Genomic DNA, 23,563 nt, shown 5'->3' with positions numbered 1-23,563 from the left:
AGTTGGGTAAGCTGGGTCAAGCGATATCTAGGCTCCTCCCACCTTAAGAAGGCCCAACAGTCCCACCACCATTTCTAGGGAGCGCTCCATGTAGATGCCTACCAACACCTCTTTCCGGATGCCCAATGCCTGTAGGTGGTGCGCTAGGACGTTGGCGCGAGTGTTCAACTGGCGGTAGGTGAGGCGATCGTGTTCAAACACCACTGCTACTGCATCAGGCTTTTGCTCTACAACAGCTTCAACTAGCTTATGAATACAGGTTTGCGGATATTCGATTTTTTCGCTAGTGTGCTTCATCGGTAGTTGATGGCGTTTTACTTGGGTTAACAGCGACAATTCGTCGAGCCGTCTCGCGCAGGAGTTGCAACTAGACTTGAGAGTGCTTTCTGACTTGGAGGAGCTTTAACCCAAAAATTTTACTATTTTTCTGAAATCAATACGTGTAATTATTTTTTCTACTTTTCTTACTTTTTGTTAAGTTTCTTTTCCCGAAAAAGTCAAGGATTGGAAGAAGTAGAAGTAGCTGACGAGTCACCGGATGTGGAAAAAGGGGTAAAACTAGGGTTCGTGTCACCTGGGGCTTGCGTAGCTGGAGAAACCTTGACTGTCAGTGGAAAGATAATATTGCCGTTTTTTGAGAGTGTTATCTACATTACAGTTGAGGACTGACGCTGAGGAAAGAAACTTTCATTCAGATGACTAAAATCCTGGGTTCGCTCGAAGGAGTCAATACTAAGCACTTCAAAAACTGGTTTAGAAGCTGCTACTGTACTTGATAAACCAGGAATCGGCTGTAAGTGCTTGTATCATTAACCAAACATATCAATAAACGGGAATGCAATCGCCCTCCATTGGTGACAAGTTAAGACTTAATTGCATTTGTCAATCAGTAATATTACTCAAAAAAACTGCTTTTTTAGGAGTGGAAAATTTACGATTTGAGAGGGAGTAGGTATAAATATCATGGGAGGCATGATTCTTCGATCGCCCAAATCTCAGTTTTATGCCCAAAATCCCAGTAAATGTTGAGCATAATTGCTGATTGACAAATGCTTTGTTAGCTTAACTTGTTACCAATGATCGCCCTCTCCTAACTTGCCGACTTCTGAACCGCCGCATTAAGAAATACCCCAAATCAATGCAGTAACGCAGTATTTGCGGCAAACTTTTTGGTATCGGGTCGAGTTTACCAAGCATGAAGATAGAACGGCACGGCCAAGCCAAAATACTCACGCAACAGGAAATCGAGCTTTTGTTCAACAAAGGTTTGCAAACCGCTCGCGATCGCACGTTCTTCGGGGTTTGTCTCTACACGGCTTGTCGTATTGCCGAAGCTTGTTCCCTGATGGTCAAGGATAGCTACTATTACTAGACTAGCCGACAGCATTGCGCTTTCAAAGAATTGTCTCGACCTTAAAAGGTGCAACTCGTGACTCGGCTACCGTTACTCGAATATCCGAATAAGCCTGCAAGCCGCTTTGACGCAAGCTCCCCATTAACTGTATCAATCCGAGCACCTTGACCAAACCAATGCAGAAAAGTCGCTCTGACTGGTTCAAAATTTTTAGCGAGAAATAACGAGGAAAAAAGAGGAAAAAACAGCCCATTTATTACTCATTACACCTACAATTTCCTACTTTTAGCCTCATTTTAAGTATAAATGCTTATCACTTTTTGTAAATAATTGTTGTTTTTGGCGTGATTTTCTGTACTCCGACACCTCTTGAATCCTCCTCAATCCTCGTAATAAGTACGGTAGTCGCATAGCAAGCCATGTCAAATAGACGTAAGAGGGGGGGTAAAAATGAGCAATTTATGGTTTTTATGGTTTTTGCAAGACTGCTATGAGAATAGCTGCAATTTGGAGTTAGCTCACGCTCACTCTGGGCAGCTAAGAGGAGAAAGTTTGACTTGCTCGCTGTTTGGATTTTGACGCCCGCTGTACGCTTGCTCTTTGAGTCGATATTGAAGCCAAGAGCGAGCCAGTTGGTGTACAGGAAAGCCTTGGTTACGATGGAGCATCGCCGGGCACGACGCAAGCCTGTTGGTGCAGTTGGGTATTGGCTGGTAACGCCCAACGCGATCGCGCCTTGCCCTCGTGTTTTTAATCTCGCAGCCAGTAAAGATGTTGATGCTCGCTGTGACGAGCGTTCGTCCTACAGCTAGCCAAAGCTGGGACTTAACTCGCCATGAGAGCCGATCGCTTTTGCTCGTAGGTCGGGTTGATGCCAGCAAATCCAACATCGACCATAGCTTTATCAGTCACAAAGATAGCCAGGAGTTGAAAGTTGGATATTGGCAGTTTAGATTTCAACAGAGCACAAGCGTGAGCAAGTAGGGTAAGAGCATCTCAATCAGGCTTGACACAAGCACTCTTTGAATCTGCATCATATAGTCATCATTCATCGCCGCTCGGTTCTTTCTTTGTCGCAAACTACGTCGGAGAGCCGTTTCTTGATTGATGACATTAAGTGCCATTCGTCTTAGAAAAGCCAAATTTTGAGGACTGTTGAACGACCGAATCCGGGATTTATATTCATTAAAAGTCACATATAAACTCCAATGCACTTGGTTTTCAAGGCCTCAATGTTGACGAATAGCACGACCATTCCGCTTTAGCATCCACTGGTAAAGAACTTAGGTAAAACTGCACAGGAGTGAGTGGTTTTGTTCCACAGATGACGAACTCTTAAGGGCGATCGCAATAGTACACCTTACGCCACAGATAGTCTAAAAATTCCTCAGTTGCGTAAGTCCTATCAATTTTTAAAGCTGTAAAAGCTAATCCAGTTCGATGTCTTGGATGGGCTGTTTATAAGGTTGGTTATTTGGTTGAATATTTTGCTCTTCTTGTTCAATTAATTGTATCCAGATATCATTCCAACTTGACGGTGGATTGACAAGTTCTGCATCCGGTAGCAACGATCGCGCATTTCGAGCAAGCATATAATCTTCTGCAATCGCTATAATAACGCTATCGAGTTCTTGTAAGAATTCTATAGGCAGTTGTGAAGCTCGTTCAATTCCTAGGTAAAGTGTCGCTGGTGCTGTTGTAGAGTTTTCCTGCTCAATAAGCAAAATTGAAAGAGCTTCGATTGGGTTAGAAGCAATCACAGCTCGCTCAATTTCTCCAGTAGTGGCTACCCAAAAAGCAGCTTCAGATGACAGGGGATGGGTTGTAGTAAAGTTGCCTCTTTCATCGAGAACAAAAGCGAACCTGGCTTCTCCCTCAAGCGTCCGTCCTGTAAAGACAGCCTTTTCTGAGCCGGCATACAACCAAGAATGAGAGTGCAATAAATTAAGCAATTCTAAAGGTAAACTGTACTCGACCGCGAGATGCGAGCGCACTTTTTGCCACTGATTTTCATTCCTTTCAGGCAGGATTGACAGTTGTAACTCTAACTCATTTGCTGTTGCAGGAGTTCCAGGTGCGCCTGCTACTAACTCGAATTGTGACGACTCTAACTCATTTGCTGTTGCAGGAATTGCAGGTGCGGTTGTTTCTAGCTCGAAGTGTGACAACTCTAACTCATTTTCCTCTGCCTCACTGGGGGCGATAGCTAAGTGTTGTGGCTGCATTAAAGCCTCAATTAGGGCGTTATCTCGCCCTTTGTCATAGCTAACGCCTCGATGCTTCTGCAATCCAGAAAAAGTCTAGGCTTTACCCAACTGAGTGCCACTTAAAGCGACTCCATCTAAATTGTAAGAAATGCCTTGACTGAAGCCGATTCCAGTTAGTGTGACTTGCACCTCTACGGCTTGTTGCTGCAACCGTTCAACGAATTCTGGCATACTTGGGTTGTCTTGGGTAACTTCATCAATTAGGTCTTGCAATTGCACCCTGACGCTCTTGTTTCCCTTGCTTTTTAATTGCCTGTGTTCTCCTGTAGTCTGAGCCCGCTTGTCTGTTTCCCAACTGGGTGTAACAGTTTCCAGGTTGTAGTTCCGTTCGAGTTGGCGAATAATTTCTTGGCTTTTGTAATAGTCCCAGCTATCGTCAACAACACCTCCATCTAGGCAAATGCGACTGGCGACGATGTGAATGTGGTCGTGTTCTGTATCGCTGTGCTTGACAACTGCGTACTGGTTGTTATCAAATTCCATCGCTTTCATGTAGTTGGCTGCGATCGCCAGCCAGCGCTGGTCATTTTCTTCAGAATCTTCTAGTTTTTCGGTGCTATCGACAGATAAAGTGGCGTGAAAAACTGCTACTTTCAGGTTAGGTCTTAGTTGTCGGGCGATGGCAAATTCAGCAGCCAGTTCTTCAGGAGTCTGTCCGCACATAGTACCGCCAATTAGAGCGGCGTCTTTTTTGCCCAGCACGTAGTTCAGACAGCCCCGAAAGCCTGTACCTTTAATTTGTTTGCCAATCATAACCGAAAAGCCGTCAGTTGCACAGAATCGATTGCTCAGGCGGTAAAGCCTAGGCTTGTTAATAGTTAGCGTACTGTAGATTTGGCGAGGTTTGCAACTATTGCTTTAATTGTAGCTTGGTTCTCTCGAATGAGTTTCTGTACGCTTTCTAAGAGTCCTGTATTGACAACAACTGGTTCTCCCAATGCCACAGCACTATTGCAAGCTTTAGCAATCTGATTGAGGTTGTTTCCGGCAATTCTCAATTGGGCATCAATCTTGCATAACACTTGATAGGCTTTTAAGTCAAATGCAGCTAGAGGGCGCGGCATGGTTCTCCTCAAAGCTGCACGGCGCATGAAGTCGCTCATGCTCAAATTGACTAGCGAGGCTCTTGCTTTAATTTGATTGTAGTCAGAGTCAGACAATCTTATTTCCAGCCGACTTGAAAGTCTCTGATTTGGCTGGTTTGACTGATTTGGCTGACTTTGAGGCAAATTTTTGAGCTTCATAGCCATGATAATAGTTGAGTTTATCTCATTTTATAAATCTCTAACTACTTTCAACTTCACCCCAAAAGAGCAAAATAGGGGCGTAAAGTGACCCCCGCCATCTGAGGATAACTGGTTGCGATCGTCGCTACTCAATAACTGACAATCTATCCATTTGCTTAAAGTGTTTGCTCGACAGGTGAGGGCGTTGTCAGCTCTTTTCTCCCTCTCATTTATTATAGCTGTATAATATTCAGCTTAATTTGTATTACAAATAGCTACATTTGTCATTAAAGCTTAAGAAAGTCTTAAGCCCGACGTTGCGGCTAGAAGTCCGCATTTATGAGGTGCATTCTTTTTATTTAAAAGTAATAAATAAAGCTTTGTACGGACAAAACCATTGCTTGCTACCGATTGAGAACAGCAATAACCAGCCTCAACAAGCAAAGGCACGAACAGCACAAAAAAGCAGTAATTTGACCGAAAAAGTCAGGCATTTGCAGGATATTTACAGGCATTTGCAGGTAAAGTGCAGCCCCTGCAAATACCTGCAAACGCCTGACTTTATACTGCAAACGCCTGACTTTATACTGCAAATGTCTGACTTTAGTGCACACAAAAATTAGCTAATTTTTAGCGTTTTTAACAAAAACTGGATTGATTTAATAGTCAAGTTACGGTATGGGAAGTTGAATTAAAAATCAAATTTCAGAAGTGCGAAAAAATTGGCAGCGTAGCAGCCGTTATGTCAGCCTTGACAGTCGCATAAATTGCTGTTGTCGGGCCCGCGCTTTGCAATCGGCTAAACTGTTGGTATGAAGGCAGGTTAAGAGCAGACCCTAATACGGTGTCTTAAGGGCGAGAGAGTCTGTGATCGTGGCAACGCCGGTCAAGTAATGAGTCTATCCTGATGTAACTCCAGTGGATTCAGGCTCTAGACGGGAAAATACTGTTTTGGTGGTACGGTTGGACGATCGGAATGGTTGCAGCGGTCGGAGCGGTCGCACGGTCTAGCAGAAAAGCGTCACACCTGCGAGTCCAAACCTGTCTGCTTTTTAAAAAGCAGAATGCACAGAAGCGATAGAAAACCCGCTACAACTACATTGCAGCGGGTTATTTACAGTGATGTATTTATGTCAATGTCCTTTACAAGCCTATCTATGGCAAAGAGTCATTCTAATTACTTGACAATACACTGAACAAAGTAGTTGTAACCTGCCATGCTCTTACATTCTGTATTATTGACTAATGCAAACATATTGTTACCGCCACCACCTACATTGTTAATCTGGTAAGTTGTGGGACCGCTTCTAATCTGTAGCAATTTCCCTTCGTAGGTCATGTTTTGAACACTCATCATTTGTGAACCTAGCCGATAATTATATCCTTTGGCTGATTCACCATTTGGCGTTAAAGCGAACATATTTTGACCACCACCTCCAGTACCTTTAATTTTTAAAAGCACTGGTTTATTACCACCCTCTAAAACACCGGCCACAAAAAGGACATTGTGTTCTGGAACCCACATCATGCTTCCAAAAGACTGGAATTTTTGTTCCCCTAACCACTTTCCTGTAGATGGTTGTGTTTTTGTGAGTACAGTGCCTGTGCTATTGATTGAGAGATTCACCTCTCCAATTTTCAAGCTCGAATTGGTAGATTGACTATCTGCATAAACAGGGATTGCTGAAAAACCAATTACTGCCAAACCAAGAATAGCTGCTTTCTTAGACATAAAATCTTTTGACCAAAAATAACGTGAACCCTTACTAATTGAATTGAATTTAACCTTATCCTCTTAAGTCTGTTTTTCGGGTTGGATAAAGTCAGACATAAGTCAGAGAAAAGGTAGATGTACTCCACAAACAAACTTGTAACTGAATGGTTGAGCGCGAACCATCCTACACTCGCTCAAGTTTACTCACCCTCGGCTGTTGCTAGAATTACTTCTATTTTACTTCCATCTTGCAAGTTGTTACTAATTGTTTTGTAACAATTGAGGGAAATTTTGGTGATATTAGTGTGCCACTTTTATCTAAGTGGCATATAGGTATTTTTAACTTAAAAATAAAATGTGTATTTTTATCTCAAATTCATATCTCTATAAATATATAGCGATTCAAGTTTTTCTATCAACAAATAAATCTATCCTGATCTAATTCCAATGGGTTCAGACTCTAGGCTGGGAAATATCGCTTTCCAACAAGCTAAATTCTGGTCACAATGAAATAAATGTTACTGACAGGTAAACGATATGACTCCAGAGGAAGCCGTGCGACTATTTGAGCAGGTTGCTGATGAAAGTTTGACTATATTAAATTTATCGGGTTTGCAGTTGCAAGAAATACCATCGGAAATTGGCAACTGTACGCATCTGACACGGCTTAATCTCAGCAATACTCAGATTACCTCCATCCCAGAAGCGTTAGGTCAACTGTCCGGTCTAAGATGGCTTACCCTCCGTCAGAATCAGATAACCTCCATTCCAGAAGTGATCGGGCAACTGTCCAATCTGATATTGCTTGACCTCAGTGAAAATCAGATTACAGCCATCCCAAATACGATCGGGCAACTGTCGAATCAGAGAGAGCTTAACCTTGATAGGAATCAGATTACCTCTATCGCAGAGGCAATTGGGCAACTGTCAAATCTGACAGAGCTTTCCCTCGGGAGCAATCAGATTACAGCCATCCCAGATACGATCGAGCAATTGTCAAATCTGACAAGGCTTGGACTCAGTAATAATCAGATTACTTCCATCCCAGAGGCACTCGGGCAACTGTCGAATTTGGTAGGGCTTTCCCTCAGTTTCAATGAGATTACCTCTATCCCAAATACAATCGGGCAACTGTCAAATCTGACATGGCTTTACCTCTGGAGCAATCAGATTACGGTCATCCCAGACGGGATCGGGCAATTGTCGAATCTGACAGAGCTTGACCTTAAGGAAAATGAGATTACAGCCATCCCAGATACGATCGGGCAACTGTCGAATCTGACAGAGCTTAACCTTGCCTTCAATCAGATTACAGCCATCCCAGATACGATCGGGCAATTGTCGAATCTAACAGAGCTTTACCTTGGTGGCAATCAGATTATCTCTATCCCAGAGGCAATTGGGCAACTGTCAAATCTGACAGTGCTTTCCCTCAAGAGCAATCAGATTACAGCCATCCCAGAGGCACTCGGGCAACTGTCGAATTTGGAATCGCTTAACCTCAGTGAGAATCAGATTACAGCCATCCCAGAGGCACTCGGGCAACTGTCGAATTTGGAATCGCTTAACCTCAATGACAATCAGATTACCTCCATTCCAGAGACGCTCAAACAATTGCCGAGACTGAAAATATATGAATAGCTGAGGGAGCGGTAGCCGTTCCAGATCTAAATAGGAAAATTAGATTATTCGGATGAAACTGCAACGGTTACAAGCTTTAGGCTAGAAAATTTGGGTATCCTCGCCTAGAAAAGGGTTTTGGAGTGAGTGGGAAAATATATAAAAATCCACACAGGTTATTTCCTATGATTTCATTAATCCTTGGCTTTATGTTGGCGGTATCGAGTCAGTCGGAAAATAGTGGAAATGAACCTTCCTCATGGGTCGTGCAGAAACAACGGGGCGATAGTGGACGGACATTTGCTGATTGGTGTCGCGAAAAGGTTTCTTTGAGTCCTGAAACTAAACATACTGTTGAGGTGTTGTTGGAGAAAGCGGGAACTACTGAGTGCGAGGCAGCCGATCGACAACTTTCGAGTCTCACGGAACTCACCCTTGACGGCCATCAAATCAGCGACATCAAACCGCTAGCATCCTTGACTAACTTGACTAAGCTCGGGCTCGAAGGAAATCAAATCAGCGACATCAAACCGCTAGCATCCTTGACTAACCTGACTACGCTCTACCTCTACAAAAATCAAATCAGCGACATCAAACTGCTAGCATCCTTGACTAACTTGACTTTTCTCTCCCTCTACAAAAATCAAATCAGCGACATCAAACCGCTAGCATCCTTGACTAACCTGACTATGCTCGACCTCGCAAGCAATCAAATCAGTGACATCAAACCGCTAGCATCCTTGGCTAACCTGACTGCGCTCTACCTCTACAAAAATCAAATCAGTGACATCAAACCGCTAGCATCCTTGGCTAACCTGACTTGGCTCTGGCTCAACAGCAATCAGATCGGGGACATCAAACCGCTAGCATCCGTGACTAACCTGACTGGGCTCGGACTCGAAAGCAATCAAATCAGCGACATCAAACCGCTAGCATCCTTGACTAACCTGACTGCGCTCTGGCTCAACAGCAATCAGATCGGGGACATCAAACCGCTAGCATCCTTGACTAACCTGACTGGGCTCTGGCTCGCAAGCAATCAAATCAGCGACATTAAACCGCTAGCATCCTTGACTAACCTGACTTGGCTCTACCTCGACATTAATCAAATCAGCGACATCAAACCCTTAGAATCCTTAAGTAAACTGACTGAACTCTACTTGAGCAGAAATCCGAGCACTCCCAAAACTTGCCCACTCAAGCCAGAGTCTATCTGTAAGTGGAAACCCCGAAATTAAATGCTTAAACTTTGCAGTTAGGGAAATTAGAGGCACAAGATCATGACACTTATAGGTGCACAGAAAGACATGAAGTTACCAAAGTTGATCGCACTTACTTGTTGTGGCCTCCTAGTATTATCAAGAAATGGAGTGTCTGCCAAGACCGCAGAACGTGATCGGAAAAAAGTAGACGAACCTTTGCTGAGTTAAAGTGTCTTACTCCTGTCTTACAAACTGTCTAACTCTCATGCCCCGATATTCTAACTTCTGTCTCAAAGCTAGATTGTTGGGGCTGATTTGGTTGCCAAGATGCTTGACGCACCATTGTCTGAAAATGGTGTCCCACTTCTAAAAGCTAGAGAGTGAAATAAAAACCAGAGATATTTTGAACTTCGTGAAAATAAATACTACGGAGAGACAAGGGATATGACGCTAGAGGAAGCAGTGCGGCGAATTGACCAAACAGCCGAAGAAAAATTGACAGAGCTGGATTTGTCGGGGCTGGGTTTAGAGGAATTGCCGCAGCAGATTGGCAAATGCACACATCTTGAGATATTAGTATTGGGGAAGTGGGATGAGAAGAAAATAAAAAGGGTGGGAAATCAGCTAACTAAGTTTCCTGACGATGTTCTTCAATTAACCAACTTAAAAATACTTAACCTTATTGATAATCAGATTACCTCTATCCCAGAGGCGCTCGGGCGACTGTCGAATCTAACAGAGCTTAACCTTAGTTACAATGAGATTACCTCCATCCCAGAGTCGCTCGGCAAAATGTCCAATCTGACATTGCTTAACTTCTTTGGCAATCAGATTACCTCCATCCCAGAGTCCTTCGGTCAACTGTCAAATCTGATAAGCCTTGACCTCAGTAACAATGAGATTACCTCGATTCCGAAGGAGCTTGGGCAACTCTCCAATCTGACAAGCCTTGACATCAGTAGCAATAAGATTACCTCGATTCCGAAGGAGCTGGGGCAACTCTCCAATCTGTCAGAGCTTTGGCTTGGCCTCAATGAGATTACCTCGATTCCGAAGGAGCTGGGACAACTCTCCACTCTGTCAGAGCTTTGGCTCTGTCACAGTAAAATTACCTCGATTCCAGAGGAGCTGGGGCAACTCTCCAATCTGGAACGCCTTTACCTCTGGGACAATGAGATTACCTCGATTCCGAAGGAGCTTGGGCAACTCTCCAATCTGACAGTCCTTGAGCTCGGTCATAATAAAATTACTTCGATTCCAGAGGAGCTGGGGCAACTCTCTAATCTGGAAGCGCTTAGCCTCTGGGACAATCAGATTACCTCCATCCCAGAAGCGCTAGGGCAATTGTCGAATTTGATATCGCTTAACCTTATGAACAATAAAATTACCTTTGTCCCAGAGGCGATCAAGCAACTACCAAAGCTGACAATAATTAATATATATATGAATAACCTGACGGAGCTTTAACAGTTTTCAGCTCTAAATGGGGAAATTGTAGTATCCCCGCCTATCCGTTTATAGAAATGGTGGCTTCCTTATTCGCTATCGATTTACCGGGGAATCAACCAGGGGCGATCGGGCTACCTGCCAAGCCGATCGCTCCTGGTTTCTCCGTGGTCAGCAAGGAAAATCCAAGACCGGCAGACCTAGGCAAACTTTCAGAAATATACGTTTTTATGAGTTTTTATACGTTTTTATGAGAGCGCCCCTCACCTTTTAGCTGCTTAAACTCTTCAAATTGCGTCTCGTCAACTATCGCCATAATATCGACCGATGCAAGAAAGGCCCGCGTCGATTGCCGCCGCAAAATCCTCCTCAATAGCTGAAGATACGATGCCAGATTGGTAGCCACTCGCCTGTTTAATTCTATGAGCTCCGTCGTGGGCGATCGGTCTGTAAAGACTTTTACCTGACGGGGTGACAACAAGAGTCAAAATCCTGATAAAATCAAGGACATAGCCCTCACACCCCTCTGAAAAAAGGGCAGCTTGTTACGTCTAATTCTCATTAATTCAGCAACTATTTCTTGGCAAAACTCCATTCCAACCACCCAAGATTGACCGTATAATCCAATCCAAAAACTGCTATGACGGCGATGCGAACGCTTGCATTCAGTCAAGCGTCCCGTATATTTTTGAATTCCCATTTGCTTGAATTTTTGCCCTTGGATAACAGCACAACTGTAAGCAATAGCAATGACTAAGATTAAGTTTTTTAACCGCTCATTGTTAGCGTGACTCTTCTCTAAATTGTAACCACCTGTCTTACAGTCCTTGAACATAGCTTCAATACCGCTGCGACATTTAAAAGCAGCAATGGCTGGCTTCAATCCCCCTAAATTAGTGAGCAGATACCAACCTTCATCATCAACTTTTCCTCGATATTTACGTCGCCAATAACCGGCTACATCAAAAGAACCAAACCCTTTTTGTTTGGTCACTTTAACTCCGGTTAGATAAAAGCTACTTCCTGGCAGTAATCCTACCTCAGATAAGTGGACATAATCGGCTTCTTCTGATTGGATATAACGCTCCTGTTTAATTTTAAGAACAAACTTTACTTGCTGCTCACACAGCCAAGACGCCAGCTTGACGCTCCCAAATTCTCGGTCGCCTAAGATAATTATTTCATAATCTTTAAGCAGTTCTTTTACCGGGCTAATTAGAGCTTGCTGCTCCGCGATATTACTGCTACCCCTTTTGTTTAAGAGCTGCCAGTATAAAGGGATACCTCGCTTGTCCCAAATCAGACTAATTACAAAAACGTTTTTGTCGCGCCACTGTGTGCGATCGATAGCTACCTTTAACGATTTATGATTTTTAAATTTTTCCTTCAATATTTCTTGAACGATAGGGAACCACAGGCGTTCTATTTGGAGGCAATCCAATTTAAAAAATCTTTGTAAGCTGCGCCTGCGGCTTTCAAATTGAATCGGATAAGGCATTAAAGAAGCTAGCAATTCCAGGCTGACTTGTTTATGGCAAGCAAGCAGATATACCAAAATCTTTAGAGTCAGATATTCGGTGGCTTTTAGTTGTTGTTGTAGGTGGATTTGGTAAAATGAAGGAAACATATTTAACAGATGGGGCTTTTTCACAATCACGACCCCATCTTTTTTACCACAAAACGTCCCAAAGCTCCACAGGGAAAGCTTTCGACGGGGTTGTCACCCCGTCAGGACTTTTACTTTTCCTGCCACTGATAATATCGGCATAACTTCAGGTATCTTGGTGATTATCAATCCGGAACACAATAGTAGCAACGATACTATCTACGTCGGAATAATTCAGACCGTCTTTAGTTTTTGAGCTGCTCATTAGTCATTAGTCATATGGAACAACGCAAAAAAGCACTACAAGAACGCTACAGTATAGCTTTTCCAGAGGACTTTTTTCAATTCTGGGAATTCGCTTGTCACTTAAACCCTGAGAATCCTCTGGAGGCGTTGATTGAGCCTCTTGATATCAACTTAGTTGGTCCCTTCGAGTTTCTTGGTGGAAGGTTCGACGGCAAGGAGCCTAAATTGAGCTTCGATCTGCATTGGCGTTACTATCGAGATCCACCGGAATTCTTCACTGTTTTGCAAGGTCACGTAGATGGGCTGCACTGGGGCTATTATTTTGATGATCCCAATTCTCTTCCCAGTTGTGTTAGTCATTACTACCAAAACGATGCTTATGCTCTCTCCCAAGATGGAACTACTCTATTTGATGCAGTACAGAACGCTTTGGAGATGGTACATGAAGATATATTGCAAGACACCCAATATGGTCTAGAAGATTCCGATGATGCAAGAGAACGAATCAGTAAATTGAATCAACTTAGCGAAGAATTACAGCAATACAGTAACAAATATGATTTGACAACAACAGAGCAAGAGCGAATAATAACTGCCGAAACCTGGGATGAAATGGGAATTGTAATTCCTGAGGAGCTCTATCGCCCACTTTCAGGGCATCTCAAAAGTGAAAAACTTAATGAGGCTAAGGAGGCTTTGAATGCAGGGTTTCCTGGTACCGCGCTCAAATTTGGTAAAGATTTGTGGGCACTAAACACTGAGGAATGGAATCACCATGCTTTTGAGTTACTGGATGCTGCTTATGCAGCTTTAGACAGAAAACTCTTACAGCAAATACTCCGTAACCATTGGAAATACCGAGATCCTGTTCTTGCTTATATAGATATTCTTGATGACTGGTATCTTTAGTTGAGCTTCTGAATAAAAGACTAGGGGAGGCTGGCAGAAATAATACAGCAGTTATTAGCGGGTGAGCGAGGTAGCTGGGAAGCGGGATAGAAAACTGCTTTTGAGGCGTTGCACATATAGCAATCCTAAATGATTTGAAAAAATATACGCGAGCAAGATGCTTACACTGCAAGAATTCTGGTTTCGATCGATTTTGCGACTGATTTAGGACTGCTATATTTCGATTTGAGCGCGCCGAGCGATTGCTAGCGGGCGCTTATTTAATCCAATAGTTTTGGTAGGCAATTTGGCTAGTAGGGACATACCTGGAATCCTGCCTCAATTAATACATCAAGATTTTTTTTAGCTCGGGGATTGGTGGGGTCAGGCTTGTGGATGGGATCAATCGGAAGAAGAATTTTTTCTGAGCGCATCGGCGAACCCTTGAGCAAATATTCTTTGCTATCTGGTGCAATAAAATAAATAACTTCTACGCTCTCTGCATGAAAGTCACCAGTAAACATACAATCCAATTTCCCACGCGGCACTGTTAAGGGCCAATCGTCACCCAATTGCTCTTGGGAAATTGAAATTGGCTGACCCGGTTCCCCTAGACAACCTACAATCAGCAGCAACCCACACACTACAACGTACTTTTTCCAGTTCATTAGACTTGCTCCCAGTTCCTCTTATTTTTCTTAAGTCTGGCATGAGGTAGTTTGGATGAGTTGGGATACACGTTCATGGGTAACAGCGTCGCCGGGGACGCTAGTAACGATATTGCTACGCTCGATCAACTCAAAAGTAGACTGGCAAAGCTGGGTCAGAGACAAAGAGCGGGACAGCTAGCCATAAGCCGATCGAACTCTGCAAATTCTGTCGAGTCCACAACTGCCACAACTTCGGATGTGACTTTTCCGGCGTCGATCACCTCCACAAAACCGCCACAACAGCAGGAGCAATGTGAGCGATCGGCACAGCCGAAGAGCGGGTAAAAATCAAGCTACTTGACACCTAGGATTCCCCATTCATAAGGGTGCATTGTTTTTGTTTCTGCGTGTAAAAGTCAGGTTTGTACGGACAAAACCATTGCTTGCTACTACTCAAGAACAGCCATAACCTGCCTCAACAGGCAAATGTACGCTCGACCCAAAAAAGCAGTAATTTGGCATAAAATTGCAGGCATTTGCAGGATATTTACAGGCATTTGCAGGTAAAGTGCAGCCCCTGCAAATGCCTGTAATCTCACTGATTTTATACTGCAAACGCCTGACTTTATACTGCAAATCCCTGATTTTAACGCTCCACAACATTAGCTATTTTTTAGCGTTTTTAACAACAAGTAGATTGACTTAATAGTCAAGTTACTGTATCTAAATTGAATAAAAAGTCAAAATTAAGAGTATGAGAAAATTGGCAACACAGTAGCCGTTATCTAAATTAAATAAAAAATCAAATTTAAGGAGTATGAGAAAATTGGTAACACAGTAGCCGTTATACCAGCCTTGACACTCGCGTAAATTGCTGTTGTCGGACTCGCGCTTTGCAATCGGCTAAACTGTTGTTGTCTGATAAAGCTTAACAGTTGGCTAAAGATTTATTCCCTGACTTGGTTTACAGCAGTCGCTCGACTCCTAGCTATTAACGTGAGTTCGGGTTAAGCCGGAAGCAACAGATTGTGGTTGAGCGCAATCGACGGCTTCTTTGGCTGATGGCAATAGGCAATCAACCCACCGAAAATGTTGACAAAGCAATTGACCGGAGAACGATGACGCGAATGCTCGATTTAAGAGATGTTCTTTAACTGATCAATAATGGTTTCGATATCGGGCGCGCAAGCGCGAGCATCAACCGGTCATTGAGGGGCATCAAGCGCTGTTTCATGTTGCGTTTGAGCTTGGTGATTAGTTGAATGCCTGCGGTTTTGAACAATTGTTTTGCCAATTTTTGCGACTCGGTAGCCCTTGCCTGCAAACACCTTGCCAAACAACTGCTGCAATAATGAAGGAACCGGAGTGCGGTCATCGGTGTTCCCCGAAGTCAATATGATATTGAGCAACTCGGCGGGCGTCATTGACCACCAGATGCAGCTTGAAGCCAAAGAACCAATCAACCGAGGTTTTGCCACGGGCGGTTTTATCCGCAAACACTTTGTGTTGAGGGATGCGGCGGTTGTGACAGACTTTGATACAGGTAGAATCCATAAAACTGATGCCGCTACACTTGCCCAAACACGAGCGCAAGTAGGCGCACATTGGCACTAACGTTCCAGGAACCCATTCGATGAAGCGGTGATAGCTCACCCCTGGTGGAAACGCATCCGCCCACTCAGTCTGCACCTTCTGTTGATAATAGGTTTTGAAGTTGCGGTAACACGATTGGTGGAATGCAATCAGAATCGTCATGATTTTGCTCTTTCGTCAAGCTGCCAGGTCGATTCCGAAGCTTGAGTCCACAGCCTAAAAGTTGCTGCTGCCATTGCGCTTCAAAGCCTTGGCAAAAATCATCGACGGAGCAAAAGAGTTGTTCTATACTAAGCATGAGGGCAAACTGGGCGAGATTTTAGCATTTTCAGCCTATCGGGTTTGCCCTTTTCACGGCCCAAATCCTTATCCCGAACTCAGGTTATTGAGAATAAACCGTGAGGTTATTAGACAGCTATCTGTGAGGGACTGTTTTATGATAGAAAAGAATGGTTGCGTCAAAATAACAAGACCACAACCCTAAGTGCTACCACAATTCTCTCAAACAATCCTGCAAAAATACCTGAGCAATTGACAGTGAATTACTCTAAAAATACGGGTATGGCTACTACAGAATTATCGAGAAGTAAGGATAGAAAGATTAGCTGCTAACCTGCCGTTACCAATACAAGAAAATAGCCGTCGTCGTCATATACAAAGATTTTTAACCTCAAATGCCTTATTGAAATTTAGTCGGATTTAACTGTAGCATATTTGGGGTTAAAGTTAAGATGCGTTTACCCTGCCTGAACAATTTTCTTTCGTATTTCATCAGCGATTAGTATCAATGGTGGGCAGAGGAGCAGCATTAACCATTGCCAGGGAGATAGGGGTGCGGTCGCAAAGACTTTTTGTAAAGGTGGGAAATAGATAATAGATAGAATCAGTCCCCACTCAACCGCAATGCCTAACCAGATCAAACGGTTGCTAAAAAAGCCCAATCTAAAAATTGAGGTGCGCTCACTTCGGCAGGCGAAAACGTTTCCAACCTGACAAGCCACGATCGCCGCCAGCGTCATAGTTGTTGCTTGATGATAAATTGCCATCTCAGTAGCAGTCCCCGATCGGGCAAGAATCGCCGAAGTCATCCCCTGCAACTCGGTAATCCCGTAACCATTTGACCGCCAAACCAGCAGGAAACCTATCATTCCTACCACACCTTCGAGCAACCCTAGAAACAAAAAGGCACGCAGCATTAAAGACTTATTCCGAAAGATGTCCCCTTTCTTCGCCCGTAACGACCCTGGCTTTACCATCTACTAAGCCCATTTGCTGGCTAATCGCTTCTGCGGTGAGTCCATAATCTACTGTTACCATCGTCACCTGGATACCTGCTTGATGGCATTGGGCGATCGCGTCCGCAACTTCTGCTCTCGGGGGGTCAATCATTGCCACCAACCCAACGAAGATCAGATTTTGCTCCTAAGCATCTATGAACGGGAAGTTCCCATATCATTGCACAAGTGACGATCTTCCTTTGTGACATTAGGGTTGGTGTTCAGATAATCATGCACCCGATCGCACCCGCGCTTCAATAAAATAGCTCGATCCAATAGCTCTAAGTTCCACAGAAGCACGGTCTTGTCATCACTAGCTGAGGCGACGCTTTTACCATCAGGACTAAAGCTAACGCTATTGACTGCATCGCTATGCCCTTTAAGCGTTCCGAGTTCTTGTCCGTCTTTGCTCCAAATTTTGATAGTCTTGTCAGCACTGCCTGAAGCCAGAGTTTGGCTGTCGGGACTCCAAGCTACGCTATTAACCGACTTACTATGGCTTTGGCGCGTCTTAAGTAGTTTGCCGTCTTTGCTCCAAATTTTGATAGTCTTGTCAGCACTGGCTGAAGCGATGGTTTGACCGTTAGGACTCCAGGCTACGCTAGTGACCGCCTCCATATGCCCTTGGAGTGTCCTAAGGTGTGTACCATCCACACTTCTAAGTGCGATCGCGCCATCAGCAAGTGCCACAGCTATAGTCTGACCATCCGGATGCCAAGCTACGCTCATAATTACGCTGCGCTCTCGGAGTGTCTTAATTCTGAAGTATTTACCGTTTGCTATCTTCCAGAGTTTCAGAGTCATGTCACCCTCCCCACCAGCCGAAACTAGGGTCTGACCGTCAGGACTCCAAGCGACGCTATTGACAGCACTGTTATGTCCCCTGATCTTCTCCAGCTCTTTACCATCAACGCCCCAAAGTCTAATGGTGCCATCGATAAGAGCCGCAGCGATTGTCTGACCGTCAGGACTCCAGGCAACGCTTTTGACCCCACCATCGTACCCTTTGAGCGTTCTGGGTTCAAGGCTTGCTTTACTCCAAAGTTTGATGTCCTTATCCGCACTCCCCGAAGCGATTATTTTCCCATCAAAACTCAAAGCGACACTCTTAACCCCATCGCTATGTCCTATGAGTGTCAGGAGTCCTTGACTGTCTTTACTCCAGAGCCTGATAGTATTGTCACCGCTAGCCGAAGCAAGGGTCTGACCGTCGGGACTCCAAGCGACACTTCCAGTTGCAGTGGTATGTCCTTGAAACGTTCCTAGTTCCTGACCGTCCGCCATTCTCCAGAGTTTAATCGTCTTGTCATCACTAGCTGAAGCGATTATCTCCCCTTTGGGACTCCAAGTGACGCTCCGAATCACATCGCCGTGTCCTCGAAACGTTCTAAATGGTTTGCCGTCCGCTATCCTCCAGAGTTTAATGGTCTTGTCACCACTAGCCGAAGCTAAGGTTTTCCCATTAGGACTCCACGCCACACTATTAACCCACTCAATATCTTTTTGGAGCGTCTTAAGTAATTTGCCATCTTTGTGCCAAAGTTTGATCGTTTTATCATTGCTAGCCGAAGCTAAAGTTTTACTATCTTTGTTCCAAGCAACGCTATTGACCTCAGCACTATGTCCTTTGAGCGTCCTGAGTAGTTTGCCATCTTTGCTCCAAAGTTTGATCGTTTTATCGCCACTAGCCGAAGCTAAAGTTTTACCATCGGGATTCCATGCAACGCTATTGACCACAGCAGTATGCCCCTTGAGCGTCCTGAGTGGTTTGCCGTCAATGCTCCAGAGTTTAATAGTTCTATCATCACTAGCCGAAGCTAAAGTTTTACCATCGGGACTCCAAGCTACACTTTTAACCTCACCGTCATGCCCTTTGAGCGTCCTGAGTTCTTGACCCTCTTTGTTCCAAAGCTTGATAGTGCCATCACCACACGCTGAAGCAATTGTCTTACCGTCATGACTCCAATCCACGCTATAGACCCAGCCCTGATGTCCTTCCAATCGGTTGAGTTCTCTTACCCAATAAACTACCTGCTGTAGCGCAGTTACAGCCCTAGTCTTAGTGTCGTCTGCAACCCCAATTAGCCCTTTGAGTTGTTTCTCAGCTTTTAAACCATCTATCAACGCCTCCATCTGTTGGTCTGAGACAAAGAGTGCTTCGGACGATGCAGCTAAACTTCTAATCTCAGCTTGTTGCGTCTGATTCCACTGATAACCTGCAAATCCCAACACAACGGCAAACCCTGTCGCTACTGCTCCAATTGTTCGGCGACGGTTGTTACGCTGACGTTCAATACTGCGTCGCACAAACTCAGCCTCTACCTGGTTGAACCAGTTGTCAGTTGAATCAAGTACCTGCTTCAAAAAATTGAGGCGGGGGTTCGTCTCCCAAAGAAAGTTTGCTTGTTGCTGTCTGTGCCAAAATTGCTTCCACCAATCACGCGGGGCACTCCAGTGAAATGTTGTCGGTTGATTGCTGTTCCACTCCAGAGCAGCAGGTGTTAGCCGCCGTTGTAAAATTAAATCTTCCTGTTCCTGTTGTTTCCAAACCAGCAGTTTTTGCCATCCCCGTACTAAGGCATCATGGGCCGGCTCAACATAGGGGTTTCCCTCACTATCTTGACCTTTGACTAGCAAGCGGGCGTCGGTAAATTGCCGAATCACTTCCTGCACCCGCTCATTTTTGGTTTGAGGATACTCCAGTTCAGACAAGAGTACCCTTCTACGAGCCAATTCACCGACATCGACTGCCACCATTCGCAGCATCACCTGCTTAATGGTGAGCGTATAAGCTTCATCGCGCTTTGTTAACTCCTCGTATTCAAAGTCGGCTCTTTGGGTGAGGCTGCGCGTGACGCCACCCAATTCTTCGTAATCTGTTTGAGTAATCGATCGCTCACTCCTTATCCCCTCCCTAACACTTTTAATGTACTTGAGGTAAAGTTCTCTCAGGGTAAACGACAGCAGAGGCAGCGCCCCTGGCATTTGCATAACTTCATCAATTAACTGGTCTACCAGAGTTGGTGGCTCAAAATACATGACCTTGGCGGCGGCAGGTTCCACAATCGCTTCCCGCAATTGCTCTCGCGTCATTGCAGGCACGACAAACCGCGCTGATGTCCAATACGGCTTTAAGGCAGTATCGCTCAACTGCGGTTCAAAGTCATTTCGCAGCGTCAGCACCAGGCGTAACTGCTCTGGAAAAGCCGAAGCAGCCTCTGCCAAACCGCTCAGGAACTGCTCTCGCTCAGTATCATTGCGGCTAATGGTAACTAATTCTTCACACTGATCAATCACTAGCAGCAGTTTGGAGTTGGGGTTAAGCTGACTCCAATTCGCCAATCTTGCTAGCAGATTTTTTACTCCAGGTTCAGGAGTTTCTTGATCAACAACTGGCAAGTTTTCCTGAACCAAGGTATTGTTCAAAGCCCTGAAAGGTGACTCTTCAGGGCGGAAGGGAGCTAAGATGCGCCATCCTTGTTGAGTCTTCAACTGAGGAATCAATCCTGCTTTCACCAAGCTCGATTTACCTGTTCCTGAAGCGCCCAGTACCACCGTTAACCCATGCGTCGTAACAAATTCTTGCAGCTTTTCGGTCAAGGCAGTTCTACCGAAGAACTTGTCGCTATCCGCTGCTTCAAACGACTCTAACCCCTTGTACGGGTTAGTTTTTTCATCTAATGTGGGGGCTGCTTGTAATTGATTGCGGTCAAAACAGGGAACGGGAAAAATGTACTCCCCTTTGTCATGCCGTTTGAGTTGACTGAGTTCGGGGGTTTGTTTGGTGGTTATCTTGTCACGTAGATAGAGGTAGAGTTCAGTCGCCGTAATCACCCCATCGCTGGTAAAATCTGCCTCTCCGTTGAGCGCCTGAAAAAGAAGCTCTGCAAATGGAGAATGACCTTGATTATCGCCCCGTTGTCCGAAACGGTAGAGCGAGTCTGTTGCTTTCTCGTCATGGGCGGCTGAGGTAATCACTTGTTGAGCGGAACCAGCAATGAAGCGATCGTAGCGTTCCCGGTAGACTTTTTGCGATCGCACCACCTCTCTTTCTTGTCCTGCCCAGCGGAATGTACCAGCAAAGCAACAATCAAGGATAATCAACAAATGACGACACGGTAGTTTAATTAGAGCATCGTGCAGTCGCTGCATTTTTAACCAAGTGTCCTCATCCCGTCGCCCATCTTGGGGTACGAGAAAGCCTACTGGTCCATCGGCATTGTCTAGTCCATCTTGAGCGAAACCATGTCCGGCAAAGTAGAACAAGAATCGGTCATCTGGTTCAAGGTGGATTTTATTGCCGTCGGGGAAAGGAAATGTTTGTTCCTCAAAGGCTGCCAACAGACTGCTGAGTTTGTCCTTAGTTGCATCTTCATCTAACAGCCGTAGAACTTGGTATTGATAGTTCTTCTCCAAAATGAGGGCAAGGTGGTCCGCGTCATTGACTGCGGTTTTCAGTTCCGGAATGTCATTGACGTACTGATTAATACCAATAACCACCGCAACAGAGCGTTTAAACTCAGGCATAGATATAGATGGGATGAAGCGGACTCCAAAAAGCTTTTATCTCTACAGACGGCTCAAAGCGCTTGGAAAAGAAGCACATCACCAAGGACTGGAAAGCCACGCCGGATACTGGGCACCATTCATTTTAATTGGTATACAGTCGCCACAATCGTTAGAACATTTTTCTGTTGCCTGTTCCCCGTTCCCTGTTCCCTTTAAAGCAAAATATAATGTCCTAACCGATATGTCCGTTGCTATAACTGGCGAATGACCCCCTATAGCACTACTACACCTTTGATATAGTCGGGTTCTAGGCGATCGCTAGTAAAAGCTTGAGGCACAGCTTCCAGGGACTGGTAACGATGGGTAATCCACGAAGTTACCTCGATCTGCTTAGCTGCCAGCAAGCCAAGTACTCTATCGTAGGTACATGGGCGTCCGTCGCTGCGGAACCCTCCTGATGCGCCAAGGGCAGTAACCAGCGTTGGTTCCATGAATTGTAAGTTATTCAGTACGCTCAAATCTACACCTGCATGACCCAACCCGTAGAGTAGAACTGTAGCCTGTCTGCGGATTAAGACAGAAATATCTCTGAAGACGGAACCAGCACCGCAAGCATCAATTAAAAACTCTACTCGCCGTCCATTAGTCTTTTCCTGCACAACTTCGGCTAGATCGACTACTTGGGGGTCAATTACCTCTGCACCAAAGCAAGAGGCTAATTCCCGCTTTCGCTGATTCGGTTCGCTGACTAGAATCAAACCATCATAGTTTAGGACTTTGTACAGATATTGAATGAATAATAGCCCCGCTGGACCACCACCAAAAATCAGAATTGACCGCACGCGTTTATCGATATCTTCAGCATTAATTACATAACGGGTGCGGGAGCGTGTCACCCTATCTAAGGCGTGGCTGATACAACCAAGGGGTTCTGTGAGAACAGCGGCGATAGTTTCCAAGTCAGAATTAATGGGTATGACATTTACAGCAGGAACCGCTATATATTCCGCGAGTCCTCCCGGTAAACCAGTGATGCCATGTTCGGAGTAAAACTGACATTGATGGGAGTCGCTACTGGCACAGTATTCGCACTTCGGTTGTCGCCGTCGGCTAACACAGTTCAACACCTGATCGATAACGACGCGATCGCCTATATAGCAATCCTAAATGATTTTCTCTGTGTAAGTATATTGACGTATTTTAGGGAAATCAAATTTATGTTCCTTAGTAAAAAACTCAAACAAAAATTTGACAATCTTAAAAGACCTACATAAATACCAATACTTTCTTAAAAAGTTTTTAGCTTGTAACCAAATATCTTCAACGGGATTCTGTTGGGGCGAATTGGGAGCAAATAAAATACAAGTAATTGACCAATATGACGGTTCTTTATCACTATTTACTGATGATAAAAAATCTCTAAATTCTCCATGTTTATGATAACTAGCTCCCTCCACAATCAAGATTATTTTCCGTTTTTTATATTTGTTTTGTAAGTGTTTTATGAATTTAACTGTTGATTTTCCATCTCCAGATGGATAACTTTGAACGTGGAATTGTTTACTTTCATAATTCAGGGCCCCAAAATAAGTTTGTCTATCTTTTTTATTGGTAATAGGAACTTCAATTCTCCGCTCCGATTGACCCCAAATGTAGCCTGTCAGATCGCCATGAAGTAGATGACATTCATCTAAAAACAATTCTATTATTTCGCCAGATTCTATGCCAGCCTTGTTTTTCGATAAAATATCGTTAATTTGTTCCCGCTTTTTTTTTACCAGTTATTCATCGGATTTGGGATTGACTTTTTGATTTTTTTCCAACTAATATTCGCCCGAGCGAAAAGTTCATGCAGGACTCTGTTTTGATTTATATATCACACCAAACTGGGAGCATGTCACTTTTGCAGTGAGTAATTATACTTATGAAGTTTTTCCCTGATTTCCAATTAACCCGTTCAAGTAA

24 protein-coding genes are annotated in these 23,563 nt (G+C 44.4%); 8 read left to right on the top strand and 16 right to left on the bottom strand.

Features of this window, described 5'->3' with window-relative positions:
* Nucleotides 1–27: 27 nt before the first annotated feature.
* Nucleotides 28–297, bottom strand: coding sequence for an AMP-binding protein (locus QUB30_RS21875; RefSeq protein WP_333337395.1), 270 nt, complete (start codon nucleotides 295–297; stop codon nucleotides 28–30).
* A 207-nt stretch (nucleotides 298–504) separates the two neighbouring features.
* On the opposite strand from QUB30_RS21875, the gene QUB30_RS21870 reads away from it, so the two are divergent.
* The 3 genes from QUB30_RS21870 to QUB30_RS21860 all read left to right on the top strand — a co-directional run bounded on the left by QUB30_RS21870 (nucleotide 505) and on the right by QUB30_RS21860 (nucleotide 2,166).
* A complete protein-coding gene (locus QUB30_RS21870) occupies nucleotides 505–669 on the top strand; it encodes a hypothetical protein (RefSeq protein ID WP_333337393.1) in 165 nt (54 codons plus the stop codon).
* Nucleotides 670–1,195: 526 nt separating this feature from the next.
* A complete protein-coding gene (locus QUB30_RS21865) occupies nucleotides 1,196–1,372 on the top strand; it encodes a hypothetical protein (RefSeq protein WP_333337391.1) in 177 nt (58 codons plus the stop codon).
* A 539-nt stretch (nucleotides 1,373–1,911) separates the two neighbouring features.
* The gene (locus QUB30_RS21860) at nucleotides 1,912–2,166 is read left to right on the top strand and encodes a hypothetical protein (protein WP_333337389.1); all 255 of its coding nucleotides are present in this window, start codon (nucleotides 1,912–1,914) and stop codon (nucleotides 2,164–2,166) included.
* Nucleotides 2,167–2,781: 615 nt separating this feature from the next.
* On the opposite strand, the gene QUB30_RS21855 is transcribed toward QUB30_RS21860, so the two are convergent.
* From QUB30_RS21855 to QUB30_RS21835, 5 genes are all read right to left on the bottom strand, one after another.
* On the bottom strand, nucleotides 2,782–3,642 hold the full coding sequence (locus QUB30_RS21855) for a hypothetical protein (protein WP_333337387.1): 861 nt from the start codon (nucleotides 3,640–3,642) through the stop codon (nucleotides 2,782–2,784).
* 12 nt (nucleotides 3,643–3,654) lie between these two features.
* Nucleotides 3,655–4,374 (bottom strand): relaxase/mobilization nuclease domain-containing protein, encoded by a 720-nt coding sequence (locus QUB30_RS21850; protein ID WP_333337385.1) that lies wholly within the window; start codon nucleotides 4,372–4,374, stop codon nucleotides 3,655–3,657.
* Nucleotides 4,375–4,439: 65 nt separating this feature from the next.
* Complete coding sequence (locus tag QUB30_RS21845; RefSeq protein WP_333337383.1) at nucleotides 4,440–4,871, bottom strand: plasmid mobilization protein; 432 nt, start codon at nucleotides 4,869–4,871, stop codon at nucleotides 4,440–4,442.
* A gap of 380 nt (nucleotides 4,872–5,251) precedes the next feature.
* A complete protein-coding gene (locus QUB30_RS21840) occupies nucleotides 5,252–5,461 on the bottom strand; it encodes a hypothetical protein (protein ID WP_333337381.1) in 210 nt (69 codons plus the stop codon).
* 563 nt (nucleotides 5,462–6,024) lie between these two features.
* Nucleotides 6,025–6,579, bottom strand: a complete 555-nt coding sequence (locus QUB30_RS21835; protein ID WP_333337379.1) for a hypothetical protein — start codon at nucleotides 6,577–6,579, stop codon at nucleotides 6,025–6,027.
* Between the two features lie 519 nt (nucleotides 6,580–7,098).
* Between QUB30_RS21835 and QUB30_RS21830 the strand changes: the two genes are divergently transcribed.
* From QUB30_RS21830 to QUB30_RS21820, 3 genes are all read left to right on the top strand, one after another.
* Nucleotides 7,099–8,202 (top strand): leucine-rich repeat domain-containing protein, encoded by a 1,104-nt coding sequence (locus QUB30_RS21830; protein ID WP_333337377.1) that lies wholly within the window; start codon nucleotides 7,099–7,101, stop codon nucleotides 8,200–8,202.
* 164 nt (nucleotides 8,203–8,366) lie between these two features.
* Nucleotides 8,367–9,419: a leucine-rich repeat domain-containing protein gene (locus QUB30_RS21825; RefSeq protein WP_333337375.1), complete on the top strand. Its 1,053-nt coding sequence runs from the start codon at nucleotides 8,367–8,369 to the stop codon at nucleotides 9,417–9,419.
* A gap of 459 nt (nucleotides 9,420–9,878) precedes the next feature.
* Nucleotides 9,879–10,850, top strand: a complete 972-nt coding sequence (locus tag QUB30_RS21820; protein WP_333337373.1) for a leucine-rich repeat domain-containing protein — start codon at nucleotides 9,879–9,881, stop codon at nucleotides 10,848–10,850.
* Nucleotides 10,851–11,131: 281 nt separating this feature from the next.
* On the opposite strand, the gene QUB30_RS21815 is transcribed toward QUB30_RS21820, so the two are convergent.
* A complete protein-coding gene (locus tag QUB30_RS21815) occupies nucleotides 11,132–11,317 on the bottom strand; it encodes a hypothetical protein (RefSeq protein WP_333337371.1) in 186 nt (61 codons plus the stop codon).
* Nucleotides 11,314–12,480, bottom strand: a complete 1,167-nt coding sequence (locus tag QUB30_RS21810) for an IS4 family transposase (RefSeq protein WP_333337369.1) — start codon at nucleotides 12,478–12,480, stop codon at nucleotides 11,314–11,316. Before QUB30_RS21810 ends, QUB30_RS21815 begins: the two co-directional genes overlap by 4 nt.
* A gap of 234 nt (nucleotides 12,481–12,714) precedes the next feature.
* Here QUB30_RS21810 and QUB30_RS21805 point away from each other — a divergent pair, with 234 nt between their 5' ends.
* Nucleotides 12,715–13,590 (top strand): ADP-ribosylation family protein, encoded by an 876-nt coding sequence (locus QUB30_RS21805; protein WP_333337366.1) that lies wholly within the window; start codon nucleotides 12,715–12,717, stop codon nucleotides 13,588–13,590.
* Between the two features lie 290 nt (nucleotides 13,591–13,880).
* Here the strand turns inward: QUB30_RS21805 and QUB30_RS21800 are convergent, their stop codons facing one another.
* Nucleotides 13,881–14,237 (bottom strand): DUF2511 domain-containing protein, encoded by a 357-nt coding sequence (locus QUB30_RS21800; RefSeq protein ID WP_333337364.1) that lies wholly within the window; start codon nucleotides 14,235–14,237, stop codon nucleotides 13,881–13,883.
* A gap of 75 nt (nucleotides 14,238–14,312) precedes the next feature.
* On the opposite strand from QUB30_RS21800, the gene QUB30_RS21795 reads away from it, so the two are divergent.
* Nucleotides 14,313–14,564 carry a hypothetical protein gene (locus tag QUB30_RS21795; RefSeq protein ID WP_333337362.1) on the top strand — a complete coding sequence of 84 codons (252 nt, stop codon included), beginning with the start codon at nucleotides 14,313–14,315 and terminating at the stop codon, nucleotides 14,562–14,564.
* 805 nt (nucleotides 14,565–15,369) lie between these two features.
* Here the strand turns inward: QUB30_RS21795 and QUB30_RS33945 are convergent.
* The 7 genes from QUB30_RS33945 to QUB30_RS21765 form a co-directional block, all read right to left on the bottom strand.
* A complete protein-coding gene (locus QUB30_RS33945; protein WP_445300530.1) occupies nucleotides 15,370–15,543 on the bottom strand; it encodes a transposase in 174 nt (57 codons plus the stop codon).
* 47 nt (nucleotides 15,544–15,590) lie between these two features.
* A complete protein-coding gene (locus QUB30_RS33940; protein ID WP_445300529.1) occupies nucleotides 15,591–15,773 on the bottom strand; it encodes a transposase in 183 nt (60 codons plus the stop codon).
* A 776-nt stretch (nucleotides 15,774–16,549) separates the two neighbouring features.
* Complete coding sequence (locus QUB30_RS21785; RefSeq protein ID WP_333337358.1) at nucleotides 16,550–17,008, bottom strand: cation-translocating P-type ATPase C-terminal domain-containing protein; 459 nt, start codon at nucleotides 17,006–17,008, stop codon at nucleotides 16,550–16,552.
* A gap of 7 nt (nucleotides 17,009–17,015) precedes the next feature.
* Nucleotides 17,016–17,201 carry a hypothetical protein gene (locus QUB30_RS21780; protein WP_333337356.1) on the bottom strand — a complete coding sequence of 62 codons (186 nt, stop codon included), beginning with the start codon at nucleotides 17,199–17,201 and terminating at the stop codon, nucleotides 17,016–17,018.
* Nucleotides 17,202–17,242: 41 nt separating this feature from the next.
* Nucleotides 17,243–21,616 (bottom strand): nSTAND1 domain-containing NTPase, encoded by a 4,374-nt coding sequence (locus QUB30_RS21775; protein ID WP_333337355.1) that lies wholly within the window; start codon nucleotides 21,614–21,616, stop codon nucleotides 17,243–17,245.
* Between the two features lie 254 nt (nucleotides 21,617–21,870).
* Nucleotides 21,871–22,752, bottom strand: coding sequence for a zinc-binding dehydrogenase (locus tag QUB30_RS21770; RefSeq protein WP_333337464.1), 882 nt, complete (start codon nucleotides 22,750–22,752; stop codon nucleotides 21,871–21,873).
* 9 nt (nucleotides 22,753–22,761) lie between these two features.
* Entirely contained in the window at nucleotides 22,762–23,298 is a 537-nt protein-coding gene (locus QUB30_RS21765; protein WP_333337353.1) for a transposase, read from the bottom strand.
* Nucleotides 23,299–23,563 lie beyond the last annotated feature (265 nt).

This window comes from Microcoleus sp. BROC3 (genome assembly GCF_036702515.1).
Lineage (GTDB): Bacteria > Cyanobacteriota > Cyanobacteriia > Cyanobacteriales > Microcoleaceae > Microcoleus.
The sequence above is the reverse complement of the archived record's forward strand: the minus strand, read 5'-3'. Positions and strand labels throughout refer to the sequence as shown.

Excerpts from the sequence above, each read along its gene's own strand:
- QUB30_RS21865 (WP_333337391.1), top strand. The coding sequence starts at position 1,196 with ATGAAGATAGAACGGCACGGCCAAGCCAAAATACTCACGCAACAGGAA.
- QUB30_RS21830 (WP_333337377.1), top strand. The coding sequence starts at position 7,099 with ATGACTCCAGAGGAAGCCGTGCGACTATTTGAGCAGGTTGCTGATGAA.
- QUB30_RS21825 (WP_333337375.1), top strand. The coding sequence starts at position 8,367 with ATGATTTCATTAATCCTTGGCTTTATGTTGGCGGTATCGAGTCAGTCG.
- QUB30_RS21775 (WP_333337355.1), bottom strand. The coding sequence starts at position 21,616 with ATGCCTGAGTTTAAACGCTCTGTTGCGGTGGTTATTGGTATTAATCAG.
- QUB30_RS21850 (WP_333337385.1), bottom strand. The coding sequence starts at position 4,374 with ATGATTGGCAAACAAATTAAAGGTACAGGCTTTCGGGGCTGTCTGAAC.
- QUB30_RS21800 (WP_333337364.1), bottom strand. The coding sequence starts at position 14,237 with ATGAACTGGAAAAAGTACGTTGTAGTGTGTGGGTTGCTGCTGATTGTA.
- QUB30_RS21845 (WP_333337383.1), bottom strand. The coding sequence starts at position 4,871 with ATGGCTATGAAGCTCAAAAATTTGCCTCAAAGTCAGCCAAATCAGTCA.
- QUB30_RS21795 (WP_333337362.1), top strand. The coding sequence starts at position 14,313 with ATGGGTAACAGCGTCGCCGGGGACGCTAGTAACGATATTGCTACGCTC.
- QUB30_RS21780 (WP_333337356.1), bottom strand. The coding sequence starts at position 17,201 with ATGATTGACCCCCCGAGAGCAGAAGTTGCGGACGCGATCGCCCAATGC.
- QUB30_RS21805 (WP_333337366.1), top strand. The coding sequence starts at position 12,715 with ATGGAACAACGCAAAAAAGCACTACAAGAACGCTACAGTATAGCTTTT.
- QUB30_RS21785 (WP_333337358.1), bottom strand. The coding sequence starts at position 17,008 with ATGCTGCGTGCCTTTTTGTTTCTAGGGTTGCTCGAAGGTGTGGTAGGA.
- QUB30_RS33940 (WP_445300529.1), bottom strand. The coding sequence starts at position 15,773 with ATGGATTCTACCTGTATCAAAGTCTGTCACAACCGCCGCATCCCTCAA.
- QUB30_RS21835 (WP_333337379.1), bottom strand. The coding sequence starts at position 6,579 with ATGTCTAAGAAAGCAGCTATTCTTGGTTTGGCAGTAATTGGTTTTTCA.
- QUB30_RS21875 (WP_333337395.1), bottom strand. The coding sequence starts at position 297 with ATGAAGCACACTAGCGAAAAAATCGAATATCCGCAAACCTGTATTCAT.